We start from the raw sequence: 20,073 nt of genomic DNA, 5'->3' as shown, positions 1-20,073 counted from the left end.
TGGTCTGCCTGCGGTCAGGGAGAAGAATCAGCCAGCACCATTGCGCCACCCTTTAAGGCTATTTCAGCAGGGATTCCGCCTTGGCCCGGATGTTTTCCACGCTCAGATCATGATTGGCGACGCGGTCAACCAGTTCGCCATTTTTGTAGAACAGGAACACAGGCACGGTCATTATCTTGAGTTCAATGCAGAGCCTGCGGCTTCCGGCAATGGGTATCTTGCAGAACTTGACCCGGCCCTCAAAACTTTTTGCCAGTTCTTCCACTTCCGGCATCATGGCCACGCAAACGGAGCACTGCTCGCCCCAAAATTCCACAACTACCGGCTCGCTGCTTTGCAGCACTTCCTGTTCAAAACTGTCTCTGTCTATTGCAAGCATGGGAATCTCCTTGCCGATCTACCGTACCGCAGACGGCGTTTATTTTTCTGCACAGCCTAAGGCCACGCGGGCCGCAAAGGCTGAAAACTCGCTACCGGGATTGCAGCCAGTGATAGGCGGAAATGGCAGCCAGCGCACCGTCTGCCGCCGCCGTGACAATCTGGCGCAAAGGGGTGTCGCGCACGTCGCCCGCTGCAAAAACACCCGGAACAGATGTGCGCAAATGGGCATCCGTAGCCAGCCAGCCCCCATCCGCGCGCTGAAAGCGCTCATCAAGAAATGCCGTATTGGGTTCAATGCCCACGCATACAAACACGCCCGCCACTTCAAGCCCGGTGCATTCACCGCTGACAGTATTGCGCAGGGTCATGCCCTCGACCATCTCGCTGCCGTTGATGCTTGCCACTGCGCTGTTCCAGACAGGAATAATCCTGTCATTGGCGAGGGCGCGGCCTGCCAGTACGCTGTCCGCCCTGAAAGCATCCCGCCGATGAACAATAAATACCTTGCTGGCAAAGCGGGTCAGATAAAGGGCTTCTTCCACCGCTGTATTGCCGCCGCCCACAACTGCCACGGCTTCGCCTTCATAAAAGGGTGCATCGCAAACAGCGCAGTAGCTCACCCCCACTCCGGTCAGCGTATCTTCCCCTGGGCAGCCAAGCCGCCGGTGGGTAGCGCCGCTGGCGATGATGACGGCCTGTGCCGCATAGTCGCCCCTGGTGGTGTGGATAATCTGGCGGTCGCCCTGCGCTTCCAGCCCGAGCACGTCGCCTCTGGCAAAGGTGCAACCCAGATGCCCGGCATGCTCGCGAAAGGATTTGTCCAGTTCCGGCCCGCTCACATTGGGCAGACCGGGCCAGTTTTCCACATCAAGCGTATTGCATATCTGGCTGCCGCCATTACCGCTTTCCAGCAGCAGCACGTTGAGGCCCGCCCTGCGGGCGTATATGCCTGCGCTGGCTCCTGCAGGGCCAGCACCGATAACGACAAGTTCATGCTCCTGCATGGTATCCGCCAAATTTTGTTTTTTGGGGGCGCGCTCCCCCTGCCGCTGCGGTTTCCCGCAGCGGATATCCGGCAAATCCATTGCGCCGGAAGGGGTGCGCCCGGATTAAATGAAGAGTGTATGCGCCTACAGTTTGGCGCAGGTTACCTGCTGGCCGCTGGCGGGCGCTGGCGAACCGGATGCGGATTTGCCGCCCGAAGTGATGGGCTTTTTGCAATGGGGGCAAAGAACCGTGCCGCGCACCTGCGAGGGGCGCAGAAAACGGTGGGATACCTTGTTGCAGTGTTCGCAGGTAAAGGTAAGAAAAGGCATGATCTTTCTCCAGAAATTTATTGTTCCAGCAGTCCCATGACTACCATCTCAACCTGAACCAGCACCTTGGCGCCATCAGCCATGCCGCCCCCAAAAAGCGTTTCGCCCTCGTGGGTTACAGAGCCGTGCAGATGAACGCGCACCTGATTGTTTTCGCGCCACATTTCGCCTGTGATGCCGTTGACTTCCAAGAACTTTTCAATGGTTTTGGATTTCACCGGCGGCGGCATGGTTGTGCAGGTTACGGGGTAGTTGCAGATAATTTTTTCAAGGGAGCCAATGCTTGAAAGAATAAAGGCCCGTTCAAGTTTCTGCTGCTCAAAAAAATCCCGCAGTCCCTGAAACAGGTCAGAGCCTGGACCAAGGCGCAATTTGTACCATTTAGGCTGGGTCAGTTCTGTTACTTGCATGGAATCCTCGATGCTCGCCGTAATAGTTATAAAGCGTAACTACGAGGCATCACTTGAGGTTGTAGATTTTTTTGAGCTCAAATTCCTCAATCAGCCACTTCATGCCCTCCTGAATTTCGGGGCTTACATCGCGCATGGGGCGCTTGCAGTGACCGACAGGAAAGCCCAGCAGGCGCACAAAGGTCTTCACCGCCACAGGGTTGGTGGCAGCGTAGCAGGCCTCCATGATGGGCAGCAGCTCGTTGTAAATCCTGCGGGTGCGCTGCACGTCTTCAAAGTTCTTCCAGGGGCGGGACATTTCAGCCATGGCGCGGGGGTGAATATTGCCCGTCACGTTGGCTGTTCCCGCGCCGCCAAAAGCCAGCACGGGCAGGGTCAGGGCATAGGCGGGGGAATCGCAGCACAGGATGGGCAGCTCGCCGTGGGTGCCTTCCTGAATGGTGGCAATCTGGCCCACGTTGGGCATGGCTTCCTTGTCGGCCACCAGGTTGGGCACGGAATTGAACAGGGTGATGACTGTTTCCGCATTGACGTTGGCCACAACTCTGGCGGGGTTGTTGTACAGGCCCACGCTGATATCAACAGAAAGGCAGACATCAATGAGGTATTCCAGCACGGATGCCTGATCCGGGCACAGATAGGGGGGCACCACAACAACAATGCCGTCCGCGTCCTGCTCCTGCGCGTAACGCGCAAGTTCGATGGTTTTTTCGGTGTCGCCGTGGGTCACGCCAAAAAACGCATGGATCTTGCCCTTGCAGTAGCGGGCCATGTCCTTGATGACGGTCTTTTTTTCTTCAATGGTCAAAGTAGTGGGTTCGCCGGTGGACCCCAGCACCAGCAGGGTGCTGGTGCCGTTGGCGGCGTGAAAATCCACAAGATCATGCATTACACCAAGGTCAATGGTGTTATTTTCGGTAAAGGGGGTAACAATCGCTACCCAGGAACCTTCAGGATAAATCAACCTTCCCATCTTCAATCTCCTTTAATGCTCTGCCTCAGGCAACAGCACGGGCCTGCACGGCCTTGCTGCTCATTTTACAATATGCGCCGGTAACAAATACAATACCAAGGCCAATCATGTCTGTGATGCTGCCGGGGATAATCAGCAGACACGCGCCCACAATCAACAGCAGCGCCACCGGCAACGGTATGGGGCGGAAAAACCAGCGTTCCATGCCGCCAGCCAGAGCAACGGTGCCAATGGTGGCGGTAACAAAAACCTGGAGGATGTTCTGCCACTCGCCCTGCATGAGCAGAGCCGGGTCATACATGAAGAAGAACGGCACAATAAAGGCCACGCTGCATAAACGTGAGGCTATCAGGCCCGTGCGCATCATGGAGGCGCCCGCCACTTCCGCGCCAGCGTAAGCAGCCACGGCCACCGGCGGCGTGACCATTGAGATCACCCCGAAATAAAACACGAAGAAATGCGAGGAAAGCACGCTGAAGCCAAGCTCGCGCAGAGCGGGAACCCCCAGGGTAGCCACAAGCACATAGGCCACGGTGGTAGGTGTGCCCATGCCCATGAGGAGCGAGGCAAGCATGATCAGAATCAGCGCGACTATGGTGCTGCCGCCGGATATGGAAATGACCACAGAGGCGAGGTTAAGCCCCACGCCAGTGAGCGACACAACGCCGATGACAATACCCGCGCCAAGGCAGGCAACCGCAATCAGAATCATACGCCGACCAGCGGTGGAAAGTATCTCAACAAAACGGCGAGGCCCGATGGCAAACTTTTTATCGCCCCACGAAACAACCACGGCAGCCGCAGCCGCAGCCATCGCCGCCCTGAAGGGCGTGTAGCCGAGCATCATGATCACAAGCAGGGCTACAATGGGCAGCAGAAGGTAGAGTCTTTTGACAACATCCTTCATGCGGGGTAGCTCCTCCTTGGGAACCCCCACAAGACCCAGCTTGGCAGCCTCAAAATCCACCATCATAAGGATGGAAAAAAAGTACAGAAAGGCCGGAATCACCGCCGCCTTGCACACCTCAAGGTAGGGTATGCCCAGCGTATCCGCCATCAGGAATGCGGCTGCGCCCATGACCGGGGGCATGATCTGCCCGCCGGTGGAGGCCGCAGCCTCCACCGCTCCTGCAAAGGTGGGCTTGTACCCGGCCTTTTTCATCATGGGGATGGTGAACGCGCCCGTTGCGTAAACATTGGCGGCAGCCGAACCGGAAATGGTGCCGAAAAAAGCGCTGGTAATAACAGCAATCTTTGCAGGGCCGCCGCGATAATGACCTGTCAGCGCACGGCCGAGATCCATGAGTACATCGCCCGCGCCGCACCTCTCAAGAAAGGTGCCGAATACAATGAAGGCAGCAATGTAGGTAGCCGAGACACCAATGGCTGAAGAATACAGGCCCTCAAGCCCGAACCCCAGATAATCCACCACTTCGTTCCACGAAAAGCCTTTGTGCGCGAGCATGCCGGGGATATGGTTCCCCCACAACGCATAGGCAAGAAACAGCAGACAGACCACCAGCAACGACATGCCCACAACGCGCTGGATAAGCACCAGAACCAGCACCAGGGCAGTAATGCCGCTGATGGTCTGGCCAAGGGTCAGGTCGTCAACCATGACCAGCCGTTCCGCAATCTGGTCAGCCTGAATGGCTGGCAGCGCAAAAGCCGCCAGTGCCACCAGCGCCAGCACGAGATCAAGGGGCGCTGGCCCGCGCTTCTTGCTGGAAGGATACACCAGAAAGGCCAGCGATGCGGCAAACATGACGTGGATGGGCCGATGCACATAGGCCACCGGCATGCCAAAAATCGTGGTGACGCAGTGGTAGCCCGCAAAGAGCAGGCAGCCAAAGAATATGAGGTATTGCACAAGTCTGGCAAAACCCTGCTGGCCCGCAACTTCGCCAAAGTCATTGCTGGCTTCGCCAGCAAGTTCTTTTTCCACAGCGCTACGGGCCAGATTGACCTTGGTTGACGCGCCTGTAGCGTCCTTTTGCTCGGAAGAAGCCATTATTTCACCCAGCCCTTTTCCTTGTAATAACGCAGGGCACCGGGGTGAATGTATTGCACGGCAATATGATCAGCGCTTTTGCTGGGGTCAAAGACCGAATAGGTCTGGTGCACATTGCGGATCATCTCGGGCTTTTCACAAAGCACCTTGGTCAGGGCGTATACAGCATCGTCCGGCAGGTTCGCACCTACGGGCAAAACCACGGTTTCGGCCATGTGCGGCGTATCCTTTGTGATAAAGTAATACTGCCCGGCCTTGATGGTGTAGGTCATGTAGCCATCGCTGCTCAGCTTGTCGAGAACCGCCTGGTCAATGGGCAGCATCTTCATTTTGACGGTGGTGATCAGCTCGTTAATGGACGAAACAATGGGGCCTACATAGGCGTCAGCATGGCCGTCCTGAATAAGGGAGGAGGCTTCCGCGTAGGAAACGTAGCTCACGGAGCCGCCCCATTCCTTGATGTCTTCAAACGAGAAACCGTACTGCTTGAGCATGTTCTCGGAGGCAACCGCAGGGGAGGAACCTTTTTTGGAGGTCAGCAGACGGATTTTGGGCTTGGTGTTGGCGATGTCCGCAATGGAGGTGTAGGGGGAATCAGCACGCACAAGAAAAAAGCTCATGGGCATGGGCGCCACATACATCATGATTTTTACGTTCTGCACAGGCTTGCGGCTGGCGAACACGCCCTCGGCCTTGAGGCTTTCTTCATACAGCTTGATCATGCTTGTACCAAGGTCAGCCTTGCCCGCATCAATCTTCAGCAGGTTTTCCACTGAGCCGCCAGTGTTGACGCTCACTGTAGCGCCAGGCATGACCGAACGGGCAGCTTCGCCGATAACGCCGCCAAGGGCGTAAAAATCACCGCCAAGCGGGCCGGAAGTAATGGTAAACGTTTTCAGCTCCGCCGCATGGGGCATCTGGGCCAGCCCAGCCGCCAGCATAACCACGGTAACCAACAGCGAAATCAAACCCTTTTTCATAGAACACTCCTGTGTACGGTTTATTCCGGCCTTTATTAAGGCACGGCAGGTCGCTGGCACTTGGCAATACTCTGGGGGGGGGGCCAAAACCGTTAGCACCCTATCAAAATTCATTCCAAAATCATATACCCTCTCCCAGGCCTTGCGGCTCTAGCACTTACTGCACTCACCCCACACCGGGGCAGAGAGCTGCCAGATGCAAAATTGAAAACATCCAAAACAAATATAGTTAAATTAGTTAACATTTCAAGGTCTTATTTGCATTCTCAAATATGGGAATGCATTTCTCAAATATGAGAAAAATCTTGCCGTTGCTGCATGAAAATGGCCAGAAAAAGCGAGGCAGGCTGTTGTTTTATTTCAGCGAGCTAATGCAGCAGATTATATTCCTGTAGTTTACGGTACAATGTGGCGCTGCTGATGCCCAGACGCTGCGCCAGAAGTTTCTTCTGCTCCGTGCTGGTAGATACGCCGATCAGGCGCTCCAAAAGCTGTTTTTCGTGCGCCGCAAGCATTTCCTTGAGCGTTGTTGCAGACGATGTTCCTGACCGCCTGGCAAAAAAATGCTGTGGCAAATCATTGGCCCGTATCAGTGGGCCTTCAACAACGTTAACAAGATACTCAATGATATTGCGCAACTCACGTACATTCCCCGGCCAGTCATGGCCCATGAATGCGTCAAAAGCCACTGGGTCAAGCCCGCGTATGTCGCGGCGCAGTTCTCGCCGGTAGCGGGCAAGAAAGCTCTCGATAAAAACGGGGATATCCTCACGCCGCTGACGCAAGGGCGGTATATGGATGGGGATGACATTCAGGCGGTAATACAGATCGTTGCGAAAGGTTCCCTGGGCGACCATTTCCTGTAAATTGCGGTTGCTGGCGCACAGAATGCGCACATTCACCGGGATGGACGCAGAACCGCCCACCCGCTGCACGCATTTATCCTGAAGCACGCGCAGCAGTTTGGCCTGCACGGGCAAGGGCATCTCGCCCACTTCGTCCAGAAACAGGGTACTTTCATGGGCCAGTTCAAACTTGCCCATGCTTCCGCCCTTTCTGGCGCCAGTAAACGCGCCTTCTTCGTAACCAAACAGCTCGCTCTCCACCAGATTTTCAGGAATGGCCCCGCAGTTCACAACCGTCATCAGCCGCTTGCCGCGCCCGCTCATACTGTGGATGGTGCGGGCCAGCACCTCCTTGCCGGTGCCGCTTTCGCCGCTGATAAGTACGGTGGAATCCGCTGCGGCGATCTTCTGCACCAGGGCCAGAATATCGCGAATGGCAGCGCTGTTGCCCAGCAGGGGGGTTTCTTCCAGTTGTTTGCGTTCACCACTCACGACCGCATCTAGCTGGTGCTCAAGAATGCGCGAATGCTGCTGCGTTACAAGCTTGCTTTCAATCAGCATGCTCATATATTTGAGAAATTCCTGAAGCTTTTCCTGATTCCCCAGCAGCCGCCCCCGCTCGTCCTCGTTAAACGCAACAATGCCGATAACGCCAGCCACCTTGTTGTTCAAAAAGATGGGGTAGGCCATGTCGGCGAGTTCATTGCAGTTCTCGCGATTGGCGCACACGCTGCAAGCCTGATCGTTCTGCACGTTTTTGACAAAGGCCGGCTTGCCGGTCTTGAATACTTTGTCAAAAAAAGCACTGTGCGCGATCTTCCGGCTGATAAGCGACTCATATTCCGCCGTGCCGCCCACGCGCACCAGATTGCAGTCAACCACGGTAACGGGCGCGTCCAGAATGGAAGCAACCGCAAGCACATAGGCCTGCACAAAAGGCTGGATTTGCATAAGGCTGGAAAGTTCTGCCATTCCTGCTGCTCTTGGGTATGAAACTGTTCGGAGGATGCAGAACGCATGGCGAGCCACGGCGAATCAGCACCTGAAAGTACCTGAGCGATACCTTTTGCCCAAGCCAAGCGCAAGTGCTGCCCACTTGCAACCGGGTACTCTCTCTGCCAGTATGCGCCTCACACCATCGCGGTAAAAAACCGCGCCACAGGAGACAAAGGTTGAGTATCTTACAGCGCGCTGGCAATGCACTTACCCGTTATATGGGAGCGCTTATTCTGACATGCTCGGCTTTGGCCTTATGGAAGCCGGAGCTGTTCCGCTGGGTGGCCCCGCATGTTACGCCGCTTCTGGGGTGCATCATGTTCGGCATGGGCATGACCCTGCGGCTCAAGGATTTCAGCCTGGTTTTTTCCCAACCGCGCGCCCTGCTGCTGGGTCTGCTGGCCCAGTTCGGCTGCATGCCGCTGCTGGCCTTTGCGCTGTGTCATCTGTTCGCCCTGCCGCCCGATCTGGCGATGGGCGTCATTCTTGTGGGCACGGCCCCCGGCGGCACCGCCTCCAATGTGCTGACTTTTATTGCCAGAGGTGACGTGCCATATTCCGTGGCGCTTACCTCGCTGACAACCGTTGTTGCACTGGCGCTCATGCCGGTGCTCACATGGCTGCTGGGCGGCGTGTGGGTTCCTGTAGATATGGGGGCCCTGTTCGTTTCCATCCTTAAAATCGTGGTGATCCCGGTTATTCTGGGCATTGCGGCGCACCGTTACTGCGGCAGGCTTACAGAGCGGGCCATCCCCTTTTTGCCCCCGGTCTCGGCGCTTACCATCACTCTGGTGGTGGCTGGCATCATGGCCATCAATGCCCAGAGCATCCTCGAGGCCAGCGCCAATATCTTTCTGGTCGTCGTGTGCCACAACCTGCTGGGTCTGGCCTTTGGCTATGCCGTGGGCCGCATCTGGAAATTTGATGAACCCCGCTGCCGCGCCCTCTGCTTTGAGGTCGGCACACAGAACTCCGGTCTGGCTACGGCCCTCGCGCTGGCGCATTTTTCTCCGGTTTCAGCCATTGCTGGCGCGCTGTTCAGCGTATGGCAGAATATTTCTGGCGCGCTGGTTTCAAACTACTTTCACGGTAAAAAACTGAAACCGAACCCGTAACAGAAGCCCGGAGCAGAGCCGCCTCCCCAGACCGAACGCCCCTCCACGAGCTGCCGGGCTTTGACTCTGGCGCGGGGCTGTGCCAAGTTGTCCGCAGCCGTCCGCCGCTGGCAGGTTACACACCATTGGCTAACCTTGCAGCAGGCCAACGGCCCAGTACCTTGAACCCTTACCAGCAATCTGAAGAAGGAAGCGCCATGAGCAAGGAAGTCATCAGCACGAGCAAGGCCCCCGGGGCAGTCGGCCCTTACAGCCAGGGCATCAAGACCGGCAACATGTTCTTCTTTTCCGGCCAGATTCCCATTGATCCCGCCATCGGCAAGCTGGTGGAAGGCGATGTGAGCGCTCAGGCGGAACAGGCCTGTAAAAACGTTATGGCATTGCTGGAATCACAGGGCCTGACCGCCGCCAATGTGGTTAAAACCACTGTATTCATCACTGATATGGGCAACTTTGCGGCTGTCAACGAAGTGTACAAAAAGTATTTCACGGCCCCCTGCCCCGCGCGTTCCTGCGTAGAGGTCAGCAAACTGCCGCTTGGCGCGCAGGTTGAAATTGAGGCCATTGCCACGCTGTAATTTCTAGCCGCAACACGGGCGGCATGGCCCGGTCTTCAACCGCAACGCGGCTCTTGTTTGCAAGCAGCCGCGTTGCGGTTTGTTTGTGCCCTGACGCCACGGCAACACCGCCTCATCAGTGCGCTTTGCCGATTTACAGATGCTGTAAAATAGTGGAATATGCAGAAGATTAACGGCAAATGCGAGGCGCGGTATGGATGACCGACAGTCGGATATCACAGGGCAGTATGCCCTGCATATGCAGAAGCAGCTTGTGCAGCACTGCCTTGCACCCTGGCCTCGCCGTGGCCGCACCCTGCTTGAAGTGAACTGCGGGCGCGGTGAACTGTTGCCCCTGCTGTGGGAATACGGCTTTGACATGACCGCCACGGAGCACAATCCCGAGTTGCGGGCGGAGGCAAGCCGCATGGCTGACCGCGCCGAAGTTCTGGCCGCCGCTGATGATCACCTGCCCTTTGATGATGACGAATTTGACTGGGTTGTGCTGCACCTTGCTTCGCCCAGCACCGAAAACACGCGTAAGGCCATAGCCGAATCGCTGCGCGTGGCCTCCGCAGGCCTTGCCCTCACATTCTGGAACTCGGCTTCGCTTCCCTTTATGCTCCACCTGCTTGGCGGCCACAAAACCGCATGGCACGGCCCGGCCTTCTGCTGGTGGCAGATATGGCGGACGCTCAGGAGCCTTTCGGCTGGCCGCATCAGCGGGGCAAGCGTTCTTGCCGGGCCGCAGGGCACATGGAATGCATCGTGCGCACTCTCCGGCTGCAACAGGGTTTTGCCCTGGCTGCCCATGGGAGCATGGGGCATTATCCGTATCGACATGGCAAAATCCCGCCCGGTCACGCCGCTGCCTTTACGGCTCGGGCGCAGACGTCTGCGCCGCGCAGAGCCTGTTCTGGAGTGCGGCCACAAATCTCAGGCCAAGGCTGCCGACACAGAGAGGAAAGCGCCATGAACCTGCCCTTTATTGCCCCCCTTGTGGCATTCATACGCCAGCACCTGCTGGCGCTGGCCGCAGTGCTGCTTGTGATTCTGGCGGCGGTGGGCGGATACAGCGGCTTGCGGTACTACCAGTACAGACAGACTGCCGAATTTGCCTTTGTGCAGATAAAGGACGCACTGCACCCGGCAAAACCAACAGAACTGGCGCAACGCATAAACTTTGACGCAATTTCCCTGCCCTTGGCCAAGGCGGTTGCAGATCACTACCCCTTTTTAAAAAAAGGGCCAAACCAGTTGCGTGATCTGAGCGACATGATCCAGGTCGGTCTGCTCAAGCAGGCGCGCGTCAAGGAAGAACCCGTCAAGGAAGAAACTGACGAGCTGGTGCGTCTCAGAACCCCCCTGTATGTTCTGCCGCCAAACTTTTTTACCCAGTTTTTTACAACCATGACCTTGCAGAACCCCACGGAAAATACAGCGTTGATAGCCGCGCAGATTCGCCATCCCGTGCTGAACAAACAGTTTTCACTGCTGCTGCGCATGGACAAAACCCCAGAGGGATGGAAGCTTGACGACATGGTCAATGCCGAGGAGCTGGTCCGCCAGTACCGCGAGTTCCAGATGGAGCGCATGGTCGCGCAACGGCAACTGCTTCTTGACAAAAATGCCAAGATAAAAAAGCGCATGGAAGATACACTTCCTCTCAAAACCTGCACAGCCAGCGCAGGTTTGATTTCAGACGGAAAGACACTTCTTGTTGTGGTGAACGTACAAAGCAAAAACATCAGCACTATCCCCGTCAACAACATGGATCTTTCGGTCAAAATTTTTGCGCCGGACGGCACGGAGCTGATGCAGCGTTTTCTTAATGCCGTGCAGCCCACATTTCCGGGCGATACGTTTGACCGCAGCTGGACAATTGAAATTGACGGCACAAGCCCGCTTGGCAAATCCATTGTGGCGGCGCGCAAACTTACCTGCGAAGCTTTGTGGAAAACTCTGGGCCTCGCCAATGGAGAGGTGCTGCACTATGCCATAGCGCCTGATCTGCTGGAAGAATTTCAGTAGTTTTCACAGTCACCTGTCCACTATGCCCTTTTCTCGCGCAGGCGAATGTGTCATAGTGATGAGGTTGGCGGGCCGCACACGCCCGTGCCAGCCTACATAAACTCAAGGAGCCGCAAAATGTCGGGCCTCAGCCGTTCCATACACCTTACGGTGCATATCCATAAAGATCCTGCCGCCATGGCCGAACGCGCCGCCCACATTCTGGCGGCAGCCTGCGAAGAAGCCATTGCCGACAGGGGTGTTTTCAGAATTGCGCTCTCCGGCGGGCAGACCCCCACGCCGCTTTTCCGCCTGCTGGCGGGCGAAGACTGGGCAGATCGCCTCCCTTGGGACAAAATGACCTTTTACTGGGTGGATGAACGCTGCGTTGGCCCCGACCATCCTGACAGCAACTATGGGCTTGCGCGCCGCGAACTGCTGAGCATGGTTCCTGCCACACACTTTTTCCGCATGCGCGGCGAAGAAGACCCCGTTGAAGCCGCCGTCAAATACGAGCAGCAGATCCGCGCCGAATTCAACCTTGGCCCGCAGGAACTGCCCCGCTTTGACTTTATGCTGCTGGGCATGGGCGAAGACGGCCACACTGGCTCCATCTTTCCCAATTCGCCCGCCCTTGCCGAACGCAAGCGCCTTGTCATTGACCAGTACGTGCCCGAACGCAAGGCCGACCGCCTCACGCTCACCCTGCCTGTCATCAACAACGCCCGCTGCTGCATGTTTCTCGTGACCGGCAAGGAAAAGCACGATGTGCTTTCGCGCGCGCTCAACCTGCTGGCCGAACCCACCCTGCCCGCACAAAAGGTGCGCCCCGGATTTGGCGAACTGATCTGGGTTGTGGACGAGGCCGCCGCCAGAGGCGAGTAAACCAAGTATTTTTGCCGCCTGAACGCGGTTGGCAATCATAAAAAAGGCTCCTTTTTCAAGGAGCCTTTTGCATTTTGACTGTCAGTTCATTTTGATGCGGGGGATGTCGCCTGTGGGTCACGGCCTCGGTCACTGGCTGACAGATGGCGCGGCAGAGGCGTCTGCCGGGGCCGGGGCTTCACCAGATGGAGCCACGGGAACAGAGGAAACGGCAGGCTGCGCAAGGTTTTTCGGCGCATCGTTGTTCGGCAAGGGTTCCAGCCCCTGCCACACGCGGGCCTTGCAGATGATTTCCGGCCTGTATTCGAAATGCATCAGGTCATATTCGTGCCATTTTCCGCCCCAGATAAAGCCTTCGTTTTCAAAGGCTTCCACAATGGCGGAGGGATAGCTTTGCTGCAAAGGGTGCGGGCGCAGTTTGCTCCAGCGCCAGTAAGTGGCAATGCCGGGGCTGATGTCAAACGCAATGCCAAAGGCATGGGGGCTCAAGCGGTTCTCGCCCGCAATGCGCCGCCAGGCGAACCCCCCGTCCATTTTCAGCAGGGTTTTCAGCCGAGGCGCCTGAGCGGCTTGCGGGGCAAGATGAGCGTTTGCCCTGTTCATGGCTTGCGCCGCTGCGGGCGAAAGATGCAGATGCTGCCCCAGCAGGCGGGCCTGTACCAGATGGCCTCCAACAGCCTTGGGCGTGGATCCGTAAAGGGCTTGCAGCAGATCGTAGGAGCGCCGCCGCCCCGGCGAAACGCCCAGAGGAGTATCAGGCCGCTGCGGCTCCAGAGGATACGGCTCGGCCATGCTCGTCCGCACGCTCACGACCCACTCGGATGCCTGCGGGCCAGTCGAGGGGGCCGCACCCGGCGCAGCATCATACAGCACACGGCGACCATCGTTAAACACCAGCCACTGGCCCTGCGCGTCCGTCGTCATGCCTGTAATCTGCGGATAGGCCCGCCGCAGGCAATAAAAATCCACCTGCGCGGCATCATCAAGCCCGGCGGGCAGATCTGCAGCGTCAATAAGGCCGTTGCCAGCCCCAGTGGCTCGACTCACAGGCGCTGCACTGGCAGACGCCGTTGGAGGAGCATTGGAGGGCGCATTGGAGGACTCAGCCGTCTCGGCATGCACGACATGGGCACAGCTCAAAAAAATAAAAAGCAGCAATATTGGCATGAAGGCACCCTAGCCGCCCCCGGCTTGTCAAGGCAAGCGCTTTTGCGTACATCTGCGCCATGTCTGCCTGGAAATTTTATCTGGTCACGTTCGGCTGCAAGGTCAATCAGTACGAAACCCAATCACTGCGCGAAGCCTGGCTTGCCCAGGGCGGCGTGGAATGCAGCGCCCCTGCCGAGGCGGATGTGGTGTGCGTCAACAGTTGCGCCATCACCTCCAAGGGCGAGAGGGACGCGCGCAATGCCGTGTTCCGCCTGCGCAGAGAGGCTCCCTCCTCGCGCCTGATCCTCACCGGTTGCGCAGCGCGGTTGTTTGCTGATTATAAACCGCGCCCCGGCGCCATTTGGGCCGCCCCTGATCTGCTTGTGCCGCAGGAAGAAAAAAGCCGCCTGCTGCATGGCCCATGGGCCGACCTTGACGGCGAGGGCGTCATCCAGTCCGCCGGGATGCCGGATGCTACCACACCTGCGCCCACTGTTGCCGCCTCGACGCCCGCACAGGCCGAGGCGCAAGCAAGCAAGCAGGCATTTCCGCCATTTCAGATTTCCGCCTTCAAGCGCGCCCGCCCGGTACTGAAAGTGCAGGACGGCTGCGCCCACCGCTGCACCTACTGCATTGTTCCCTCTACCCGCGGCAAACCGCGCAGCCGCCCGGTGGATGAAATCGTTTCCGAGGCGCGCCGTCTGTTGCAGGCAGGCCATGCGGAAATCATGGTTTCTGGCATCAATCTGGGCCAGTACGGACGCGGCACGGATACGGGCGACTTCTGGAAACTGCTGCGCACGCTTGACGCGGCTCTTGCGCCGGAATTTGCCGGGCAGGCCCGCCTGCGCATCAGTTCGCTGGAACCCGGCCAGCTCGATCAGCAAGGGCTGGACGCCCTGCTTGCCTGCCGCATGCTCTGCCCGCACCTGCATATTTCTTTGCAGCACGGCAGTCAGACGGTGCTCAAACGCATGGGGCGCGGCCACTACACCCCCGCCATGCTGGAGCATGCCGTGAGCGCGCTGGCCTCGCACTGGCCCATCATGGGCCTGGGCGCGGATATCATCGCGGGCTTTCCCGGCGAAACGGAAGACGACATGCGCCAGTTGCTGGAGCTGATCGACCGCCTGCCCATGAGCTACGCCCACGTGTTCCCCTATTCGCGGCGGCCCGGCACGGCGGCAGACCGCTTTGACGGGCAGATTCCCCACAGCCTCAAGCTTGAGCGCGCAGCCCGCCTGCGCGAAGCCGTGGGCCGCAAGCAGCAGGTATTTCTGGCAGAACAACTCAAACTGCCCCGCATGCTGGTAGCGGCGGACAATCCGCAGGCATTTGCGGACTCCGCAACGGATGTGGCCCCCACGCCGGAATCTGCGGGCAAGACCAAGAAAAACTCCGTGAAAGGCGTGAACGAATACTACGCCGCCTGCTCCATCCGCCTGCCCGCACAAGGCAAAAGACCCGGCGCAGATGCGGGGCTGTTGCCCGCGCGACCTGTGGCCCTTACCGAAAAGGGGCTGGTAGTGGAGCTGGTAGAACAAAAATAAATGCAGCGCCGTAGTGTCCCTGTACACTTGATAAAAGAAAAGGAGAGCATGGCTCTCCTTTTCTTTTATCTGTATAAACCCGTGCTGCTCTTTCGGTGAACCCCTTACAGGCCCCCGCAAGCAGGCTAGATGCTGATCTTCGCGCCCAGCAGCTTCACAAACTCGGCGATCAGGGCGGGATGGGCAGGCCACGCGGGGGCGGAAACAAGGTTGCCGTCCACAGTGGCGCTGGTGAGTGTTTCGTTAAAATCGCACCAGGTGGCCCCGGCGTCCACCACATCGGGCTTCACCGCCGGGTAGGCCGTGCAACTGCGGTTTTTCAGCACGCCAGCCGTCACGAGGATCTGCGGGCCGTGGCACACGGCGGCAATGGGCTTTTTGGCGTCGTTGAATTCACGCACGATTTCCAGAATGCGGGGGTTCAGACGCAGGTATTCCGGGGCGCGGCCACCGGGAATAACAAGGCCTGCGTAGTCAGCGGTGTTTACCTTGTCGAAATCGTAGTTGATGCCGAAGTTGTGTCCGCGTTTTTCAGAATAGGTCTGGTCGCCCTCAAAGTCATGGATGGCCGTACGCACGCTTTCGCCGGCCTTTTTCCCGGGGCAGACTGCATGCACTTCATAGCCCAGCATCTGCAACATCTGGAAAGGCACCATGATTTCATAATCCTCAACATAGTCGCCAGCCAGCACCAGAATTTTTTTCATATGATCCTCCAAACGGGGAGCGGCCCGTTAACGCGGTCGCCAAGACCGGTTGTTGCGCGGCGGCCGGGCGGCAAAACACCGCCCTTGCCTTGACCGTATATATACTTATATATGCACACAAAGCATGTGGGCAAGCCCCTGACTCCCCCTGGCCCGCACAATTGCGCGCCTGGGAGGCTGGTCGCTTTCTGACCGCAGCGGCCTGCGCAAGCTTCAAAACATTTTCAACAGTAATTATTCTGGCGCCCCCATGTTGCGGTATGCCGCCGCAAGGGTTTCATTCCGGCAACGAATCAGGAGAATAATCATGCCCATGTACGATTTTGTCTGCACGGCCTGCGGCAATAAATTTGAAGATCTTGTTTTTGGCGATGAAGTACCCGCCTGCCCCAAGTGCAATTCCCCCGCCACAGAAAAGCAGATGTGCGTGCCCAGCCCGCTGAAAACCGGGGCTTTCCCATACAAGCCCGGCCCGGTGCGCCCCATGGGCAAAGGCATGCCCCCCTCCTGCGCGGCTGGCGGCGGCTGTGGCGGCTGCAGCGGAAATTCCGGCGGTTCACAGGGATAATACACTGATTTTAAAAATAAAAAATGTATATCCACAGCGCCGGGCCAAGGGCATTTGTTGCATTCGCAAGCCCCTTGCTCTACACTGACGCATATCTTTAGCAGGAAGGAAGCTATGCTCCGCAGCATGACCGGCTTTGGCCGCTGCCTGGTGGAAAACGACTACACCACCCAGCAGTGGGAGGTTAAAAGCGTCAACAGTCGCCATCTTGACCTCAAGTGGCGTTTGCCTCTCTCTATACGCAGCCTTGAACCGCGCCTTGAAAAAGTGGTGCGGCGCTATGCCTCGCGCGGGCGCGTGGATGTGAGCCTGGTCTTGCAGTATGCGCCGGGCAACACCCCCGCCATGCGTTTTGACATGGTGCAGGCCGCTGCCATGCTTGATAATTTGCAGGCACTGGCTGATGCGCGCGGCGAGGCTTATGTTCCCGACTTCAACGCGCTGTTGCAGATCCCTTCTCTTTGGGGCGACAGCGGCGAGGAGCTGGACGAAGACACCGCCCGCTGCCTTGAAGAAGGTCTGGCCCTTGCGCTGGAAGACTGGAACGAGGCCCGCTCCGCCGAAGGCCGCTCCCTTGCCACCGACATGCACTCCCGCATTCTGCGCATGGAAGAATGGACAGGCCTTATTGCCGACCGCGCCCCCAATATCAAGGAAGAACGCGCCAATGCCCTGCGCGAGCGCCTGAGCGAGGCCCTGTCCCAGAACGGGCAGGAGCTGGAAGAAGGCCGCTTTTTGCAGGAGGCCGTCATTCTGGCTGACCGTCTGGATGTGAGCGAAGAGCTCACGCGGCTCAACACGCATCTGGCGCGGCTGCACGACCTGCTGCAAACTGGCGGCGATGCCGGGCGGCGGCTCGACTTTACCTTGCAGGAGTGCTTCCGCGAGATCAATACCTGCGGCAACAAGCTGCCTGATGTGCAGCTTTCGCGCATGGTGGTTGATTTTAAAAACGAACTGGAAAAATGCCGCGAGCAGGTTCAGAATCTGGAATAAACATGCCTCGCGAACGTCTTATCAATATTGGTTTTGGCAACTATGTGCTGGCGGGCCGGGTTGTGGGCATTGTCAGCCCTGCATCCTCGCCCATGAAACGCCTTCGCGAAGACGCGCGGGCTGAGGGAAGACTCATTGACGCCACCCAGGGGCGCAAAACGCGCTCCATTCTGGTGACGGATTCAAACCACGTCATACTTTCCTCCATCCAGCCGGAAACAATCAGTCAGCGCTTTGCGCAAGAGGAAGGGGACTGATGCCCCGCGAAGGCATAGCACTGGTGCTGAGCGCACCGTCTGGCGCAGGCAAGACCACACTGGTCAAACGCCTGCTGGCGGAATTTCCGCATATTGGCTACTCGGTTTCGTGCACGACGCGGCAACCGCGTCAGGGCGAAGTGGACGGCAAGGATTACATTTTTCTGAGCCACGAAGAATTCGAGCAGCGGCGCGTGCAGGGATATTTTGCAGAATGGGCCGAGGTTCACGGCAATTTTTACGGTACGCCGCTTGCCCCGGTGAAGGAAAAACTGCATCAGGGCCAGGACGTGCTTTTTGACATTGACGTGCAGGGCGCGGCCCAGCTCAAGCTTTCCCTTTCGGAAGCCACGTTCGCCTTTATCCTGCCCCCCAGCCTGCACGAGCTTGAAAACCGTTTGCGCGGGCGCGGGCTGGATGACGAGCCAACCATTGCGCGCCGCCTTGTCAACGCGCGCTCAGAGATTCTTCAGGCCCGCTGGTATGATTCTGTCATTGTAAACGACAATCTGGATCAGGCCTACGATACCCTGCGGGCGGTGTATGTGGCTGCGGGGCTTGCCCCTGCGCGCAACCCGCACCTGCTGGATGAGATTCTCAACCGCTGATGCGCGCTGACCGGTACTGACCGATTCTGCTATGGGCTGCTCCGCAGACCGCCAGCAAGAATGATCCGCTCCCTCCGCAGCACGGCATGCGTGTTGGGGCAAAAGATCTGAAACCGCATATTTTGTTCGTACCGCCGGGTTTCTGGCAGCGAGCAGCAGCACAGGAAGCAACATGCCCACGCAGCAGCACAGACCGCAACTGGCGGTAGCTCTGGATTTGCCCGAAAAACAGCTTGCACTCGCGCTGGCGCGCCAACTGCGCGGCACGGTTCCCTGGTGCAAGGTGGGCATGGAGCTGTTTACCTACGCAGGCCCAGGCCTGCTGGAAGAACTGTCCGCAATGGGCTTCAGCGTTTTTCTTGACCTGAAGTTCTACGATATCCCCAACACCGTGGCGCAGGCTGTCAAAGCCGCGGCTGCGGCAGGGGTGAACATGCTGACCCTGCACTGCCAGGGCGGCGAGCGCATGTGCCGCGCAGCGGCAGAGGCGGCAGCCGGGGTTTCCGGGCAACGCCCCCTGCTCTTTGGCGTGACCGTGCTTACAAGTTTTGCGCCCGGCGAAATGCCCGGCATAGAGGCCTCACCCGCTGATTTTGCTCTGGCTCTGGCCCGCCAGGCCGGGCCGTGGGGCCTTGACGGCGTGGTCTGCTCCGGGCATGAAGCTACAGCCATCAAGGCCAGTTGCCCCGGCCTGCGCTGCCTTTGCCCCGGGATCCGCCCTGCGGGTTCCGCCGCTGGAGACCAGCGCCGCGTTATGACGCCCGCTCTGGCCATTGCGGCAGGGGCTGACTATCTGGTTGTGGGCAGGCCCATCACGGCTGCGCCGGACCCGCTGGCAATGGCCCGGCAGATTACGGAGGAAATGGCCTCCGCGCACACATAAAGAAGTATTGAGGATTAGCATGGCCGGTCAAACGCCAAAAAGCGCGCAAGGCGATTCCCACAGCAACGCCAAAACCGATGTTCGCGGGGTCTTCTCCACTCAGGAAGTCCGCAGGGTGGGTACTGGCACGACCACGCGCAAGACCGTGCAAAAAACATTCTGGTTCATAGAGCAGCACGGCAAGGAAATTGACTGCCAGCCGCTCAATACCAACTATGTGCCCAGCGGCCCCAAGCGCAAAATCACCCTGGACGAGCTTATTGCCAAATTCTCGCCCGAGCCGGAATTTTACCTCAATTCCGTTTTCCCCAAAATGCAGGAGATGCAGCGCAGTATTGATAACGGCGACGAACATCGCGAAAATGGCGAGAACTTTGCCGCCGAATTTGAATACACGCGCGCCCTCAAGGTGGATGAAGAAAACGTGCGGGCCAACTTTGGCATTGGGCTGACCTATCTTGAGCGGGGCGACAACGCCAAGGCGCAGGACATTTTTCAGCGTCTGGTAAAACTCGAAGCCGCGTTCGAGCCAGAGCACAAGCACCTTTTCAATGAATTTGGCATCAATCTTCGCAAAAGCAAGATGTTGCAGGAATCGTTTGAATACTATCAGCGCGCCCTTGAGCTTTCGCCCACGGACGAAAACCTGTACATGAACATGGCGCGCGTGCTGCTTGAACTCAAGGACATCAGCCAGTGCGTTGATTACCTGCTGAAAGCGCTTGAGCTTGCACCACGGCACGAAACCTCGCTCAAATTCCTGGCATGGCTTATTCAGAAACAGCTCGTACCCGCCGACCGCATAGAAGGTGTACGCGCCGCACTTCAGGCCGCACAAAACGGGGCCGCGCAGAAACCCAAAACGGCGGGCTAACG

Annotated in this window: 22 protein-coding genes; 12 read left to right on the top strand and 10 right to left on the bottom strand. The window is 58.0% G+C overall.

The annotated features are described in order from the left end of the window. Positions 1-58 precede the first annotated feature (58 nt). The 8 genes from ACUZ9Q_RS05145 to ACUZ9Q_RS05110 form a co-directional block, all read right to left on the bottom strand. Positions 59-379, bottom strand: a complete 321-nt coding sequence (locus ACUZ9Q_RS05145) for a thioredoxin family protein (protein WP_215646997.1) — start codon at positions 377-379, stop codon at positions 59-61. Positions 380-470: 91 nt separating this feature from the next. Next, the gene (trxB, locus tag ACUZ9Q_RS05140; RefSeq protein ID WP_192111417.1) at positions 471-1,385 is read right to left on the bottom strand and encodes a thioredoxin-disulfide reductase; all 915 of its coding nucleotides are present in this window, start codon (positions 1,383-1,385) and stop codon (positions 471-473) included. A gap of 126 nt (positions 1,386-1,511) precedes the next feature. Continuing rightward, positions 1,512-1,697 (bottom strand): hypothetical protein, encoded by a 186-nt coding sequence (locus ACUZ9Q_RS05135; RefSeq protein ID WP_192111416.1) that lies wholly within the window; start codon positions 1,695-1,697, stop codon positions 1,512-1,514. A 17-nt stretch (positions 1,698-1,714) separates the two neighbouring features. After that, positions 1,715-2,107, bottom strand: a complete 393-nt coding sequence (locus ACUZ9Q_RS05130; RefSeq protein WP_192111415.1) for a PPC domain-containing DNA-binding protein — start codon at positions 2,105-2,107, stop codon at positions 1,715-1,717. Positions 2,108-2,156: 49 nt separating this feature from the next. Next, the gene (locus ACUZ9Q_RS05125; RefSeq protein ID WP_215646998.1) at positions 2,157-3,080 is read right to left on the bottom strand and encodes a dihydrodipicolinate synthase family protein; all 924 of its coding nucleotides are present in this window, start codon (positions 3,078-3,080) and stop codon (positions 2,157-2,159) included. A 25-nt stretch (positions 3,081-3,105) separates the two neighbouring features. Further along, the gene (locus ACUZ9Q_RS05120; RefSeq protein ID WP_449247443.1) at positions 3,106-5,091 is read right to left on the bottom strand and encodes a TRAP transporter permease; all 1,986 of its coding nucleotides are present in this window, start codon (positions 5,089-5,091) and stop codon (positions 3,106-3,108) included. Beyond that, positions 5,091-6,071, bottom strand: coding sequence for a TAXI family TRAP transporter solute-binding subunit (locus tag ACUZ9Q_RS05115; protein WP_192111413.1), 981 nt, complete (start codon positions 6,069-6,071; stop codon positions 5,091-5,093). The genes ACUZ9Q_RS05120 and ACUZ9Q_RS05115 overlap by 1 nt, the downstream gene beginning before the upstream one ends. Positions 6,072-6,439: 368 nt before the next feature. Then, positions 6,440-7,888 carry a sigma-54 interaction domain-containing protein gene (locus ACUZ9Q_RS05110; protein WP_308584759.1) on the bottom strand — a complete coding sequence of 483 codons (1,449 nt, stop codon included), beginning with the start codon at positions 7,886-7,888 and terminating at the stop codon, positions 6,440-6,442. A gap of 200 nt (positions 7,889-8,088) precedes the next feature. Here ACUZ9Q_RS05110 and ACUZ9Q_RS05105 point away from each other — a divergent pair, with 200 nt between their 5' ends. From ACUZ9Q_RS05105 to pgl, 5 genes are all read left to right on the top strand, one after another. Next, positions 8,089-9,027: a bile acid:sodium symporter family protein gene (locus tag ACUZ9Q_RS05105; RefSeq protein ID WP_449247442.1), complete on the top strand. Its 939-nt coding sequence runs from the start codon at positions 8,089-8,091 to the stop codon at positions 9,025-9,027. 197 nt (positions 9,028-9,224) lie between these two features. Further along, entirely contained in the window at positions 9,225-9,605 is a 381-nt protein-coding gene (locus ACUZ9Q_RS05100; RefSeq protein ID WP_027180759.1) for a RidA family protein, read from the top strand. Positions 9,606-9,798: 193 nt separating this feature from the next. Continuing rightward, positions 9,799-10,560: a class I SAM-dependent methyltransferase gene (locus tag ACUZ9Q_RS05095; protein WP_323389976.1), complete on the top strand. Its 762-nt coding sequence runs from the start codon at positions 9,799-9,801 to the stop codon at positions 10,558-10,560. Next, a complete protein-coding gene (locus ACUZ9Q_RS05090) occupies positions 10,557-11,615 on the top strand; it encodes a translation initiation factor IF-2 (protein ID WP_308584756.1) in 1,059 nt (352 codons plus the stop codon). Before ACUZ9Q_RS05095 ends, ACUZ9Q_RS05090 begins: the two co-directional genes overlap by 4 nt. Before the next feature lie 117 nt (positions 11,616-11,732). After that, positions 11,733-12,479: a 6-phosphogluconolactonase gene (gene pgl / locus ACUZ9Q_RS05085; protein WP_192111409.1), complete on the top strand. Its 747-nt coding sequence runs from the start codon at positions 11,733-11,735 to the stop codon at positions 12,477-12,479. A gap of 129 nt (positions 12,480-12,608) precedes the next feature. Here pgl and ACUZ9Q_RS05080 read toward each other — a convergent pair whose 3' ends face one another. Continuing rightward, entirely contained in the window at positions 12,609-13,526 is a 918-nt protein-coding gene (locus ACUZ9Q_RS05080; protein WP_449247441.1) for a M15 family metallopeptidase, read from the bottom strand. 179 nt (positions 13,527-13,705) lie between these two features. Here ACUZ9Q_RS05080 and ACUZ9Q_RS05075 point away from each other — a divergent pair, with 179 nt between their 5' ends. Next, entirely contained in the window at positions 13,706-15,178 is a 1,473-nt protein-coding gene (locus tag ACUZ9Q_RS05075; RefSeq protein ID WP_323389973.1) for a MiaB/RimO family radical SAM methylthiotransferase, read from the top strand. 125 nt (positions 15,179-15,303) lie between these two features. On the opposite strand, the gene ACUZ9Q_RS05070 is transcribed toward ACUZ9Q_RS05075, so the two are convergent. Continuing rightward, positions 15,304-15,885, bottom strand: a complete 582-nt coding sequence (locus tag ACUZ9Q_RS05070) for a DJ-1/PfpI family protein (RefSeq protein ID WP_192111406.1) — start codon at positions 15,883-15,885, stop codon at positions 15,304-15,306. A gap of 307 nt (positions 15,886-16,192) precedes the next feature. Between ACUZ9Q_RS05070 and ACUZ9Q_RS05065 the strand changes: the two genes are divergently transcribed. The 6 genes from ACUZ9Q_RS05065 to ACUZ9Q_RS05040 all read left to right on the top strand — a co-directional run bounded on the left by ACUZ9Q_RS05065 (position 16,193) and on the right by ACUZ9Q_RS05040 (position 20,071). After that, positions 16,193-16,453: an FmdB family zinc ribbon protein gene (locus ACUZ9Q_RS05065; protein WP_227117644.1), complete on the top strand. Its 261-nt coding sequence runs from the start codon at positions 16,193-16,195 to the stop codon at positions 16,451-16,453. 114 nt (positions 16,454-16,567) lie between these two features. After that, a complete protein-coding gene (locus tag ACUZ9Q_RS05060) occupies positions 16,568-17,449 on the top strand; it encodes a YicC/YloC family endoribonuclease (RefSeq protein WP_192111404.1) in 882 nt (293 codons plus the stop codon). Between the two features lie 2 nt (positions 17,450-17,451). Further along, positions 17,452-17,706 carry a DUF370 domain-containing protein gene (locus ACUZ9Q_RS05055; RefSeq protein WP_136400130.1) on the top strand — a complete coding sequence of 85 codons (255 nt, stop codon included), beginning with the start codon at positions 17,452-17,454 and terminating at the stop codon, positions 17,704-17,706. Next, entirely contained in the window at positions 17,706-18,314 is a 609-nt protein-coding gene (gene gmk / locus ACUZ9Q_RS05050) for a guanylate kinase (protein WP_192111403.1), read from the top strand. The genes ACUZ9Q_RS05055 and gmk overlap by 1 nt, the downstream gene beginning before the upstream one ends. Positions 18,315-18,486: 172 nt before the next feature. Beyond that, positions 18,487-19,197 (top strand): orotidine-5'-phosphate decarboxylase, encoded by a 711-nt coding sequence (gene pyrF / locus ACUZ9Q_RS05045; RefSeq protein ID WP_192111402.1) that lies wholly within the window; start codon positions 18,487-18,489, stop codon positions 19,195-19,197. 19 nt (positions 19,198-19,216) lie between these two features. Then, complete coding sequence (locus ACUZ9Q_RS05040) at positions 19,217-20,071, top strand: tetratricopeptide repeat protein (protein WP_192111401.1); 855 nt, start codon at positions 19,217-19,219, stop codon at positions 20,069-20,071. The last annotated feature ends 2 nt before the right edge of the window (positions 20,072-20,073 follow it).

The sequence above is a fragment of the Desulfovibrio desulfopostgatei genome, assembly GCF_053570645.1.
The sequence above is the reverse complement of the archived record's forward strand: the minus strand, read 5'-3'. Positions and strand labels throughout refer to the sequence as shown.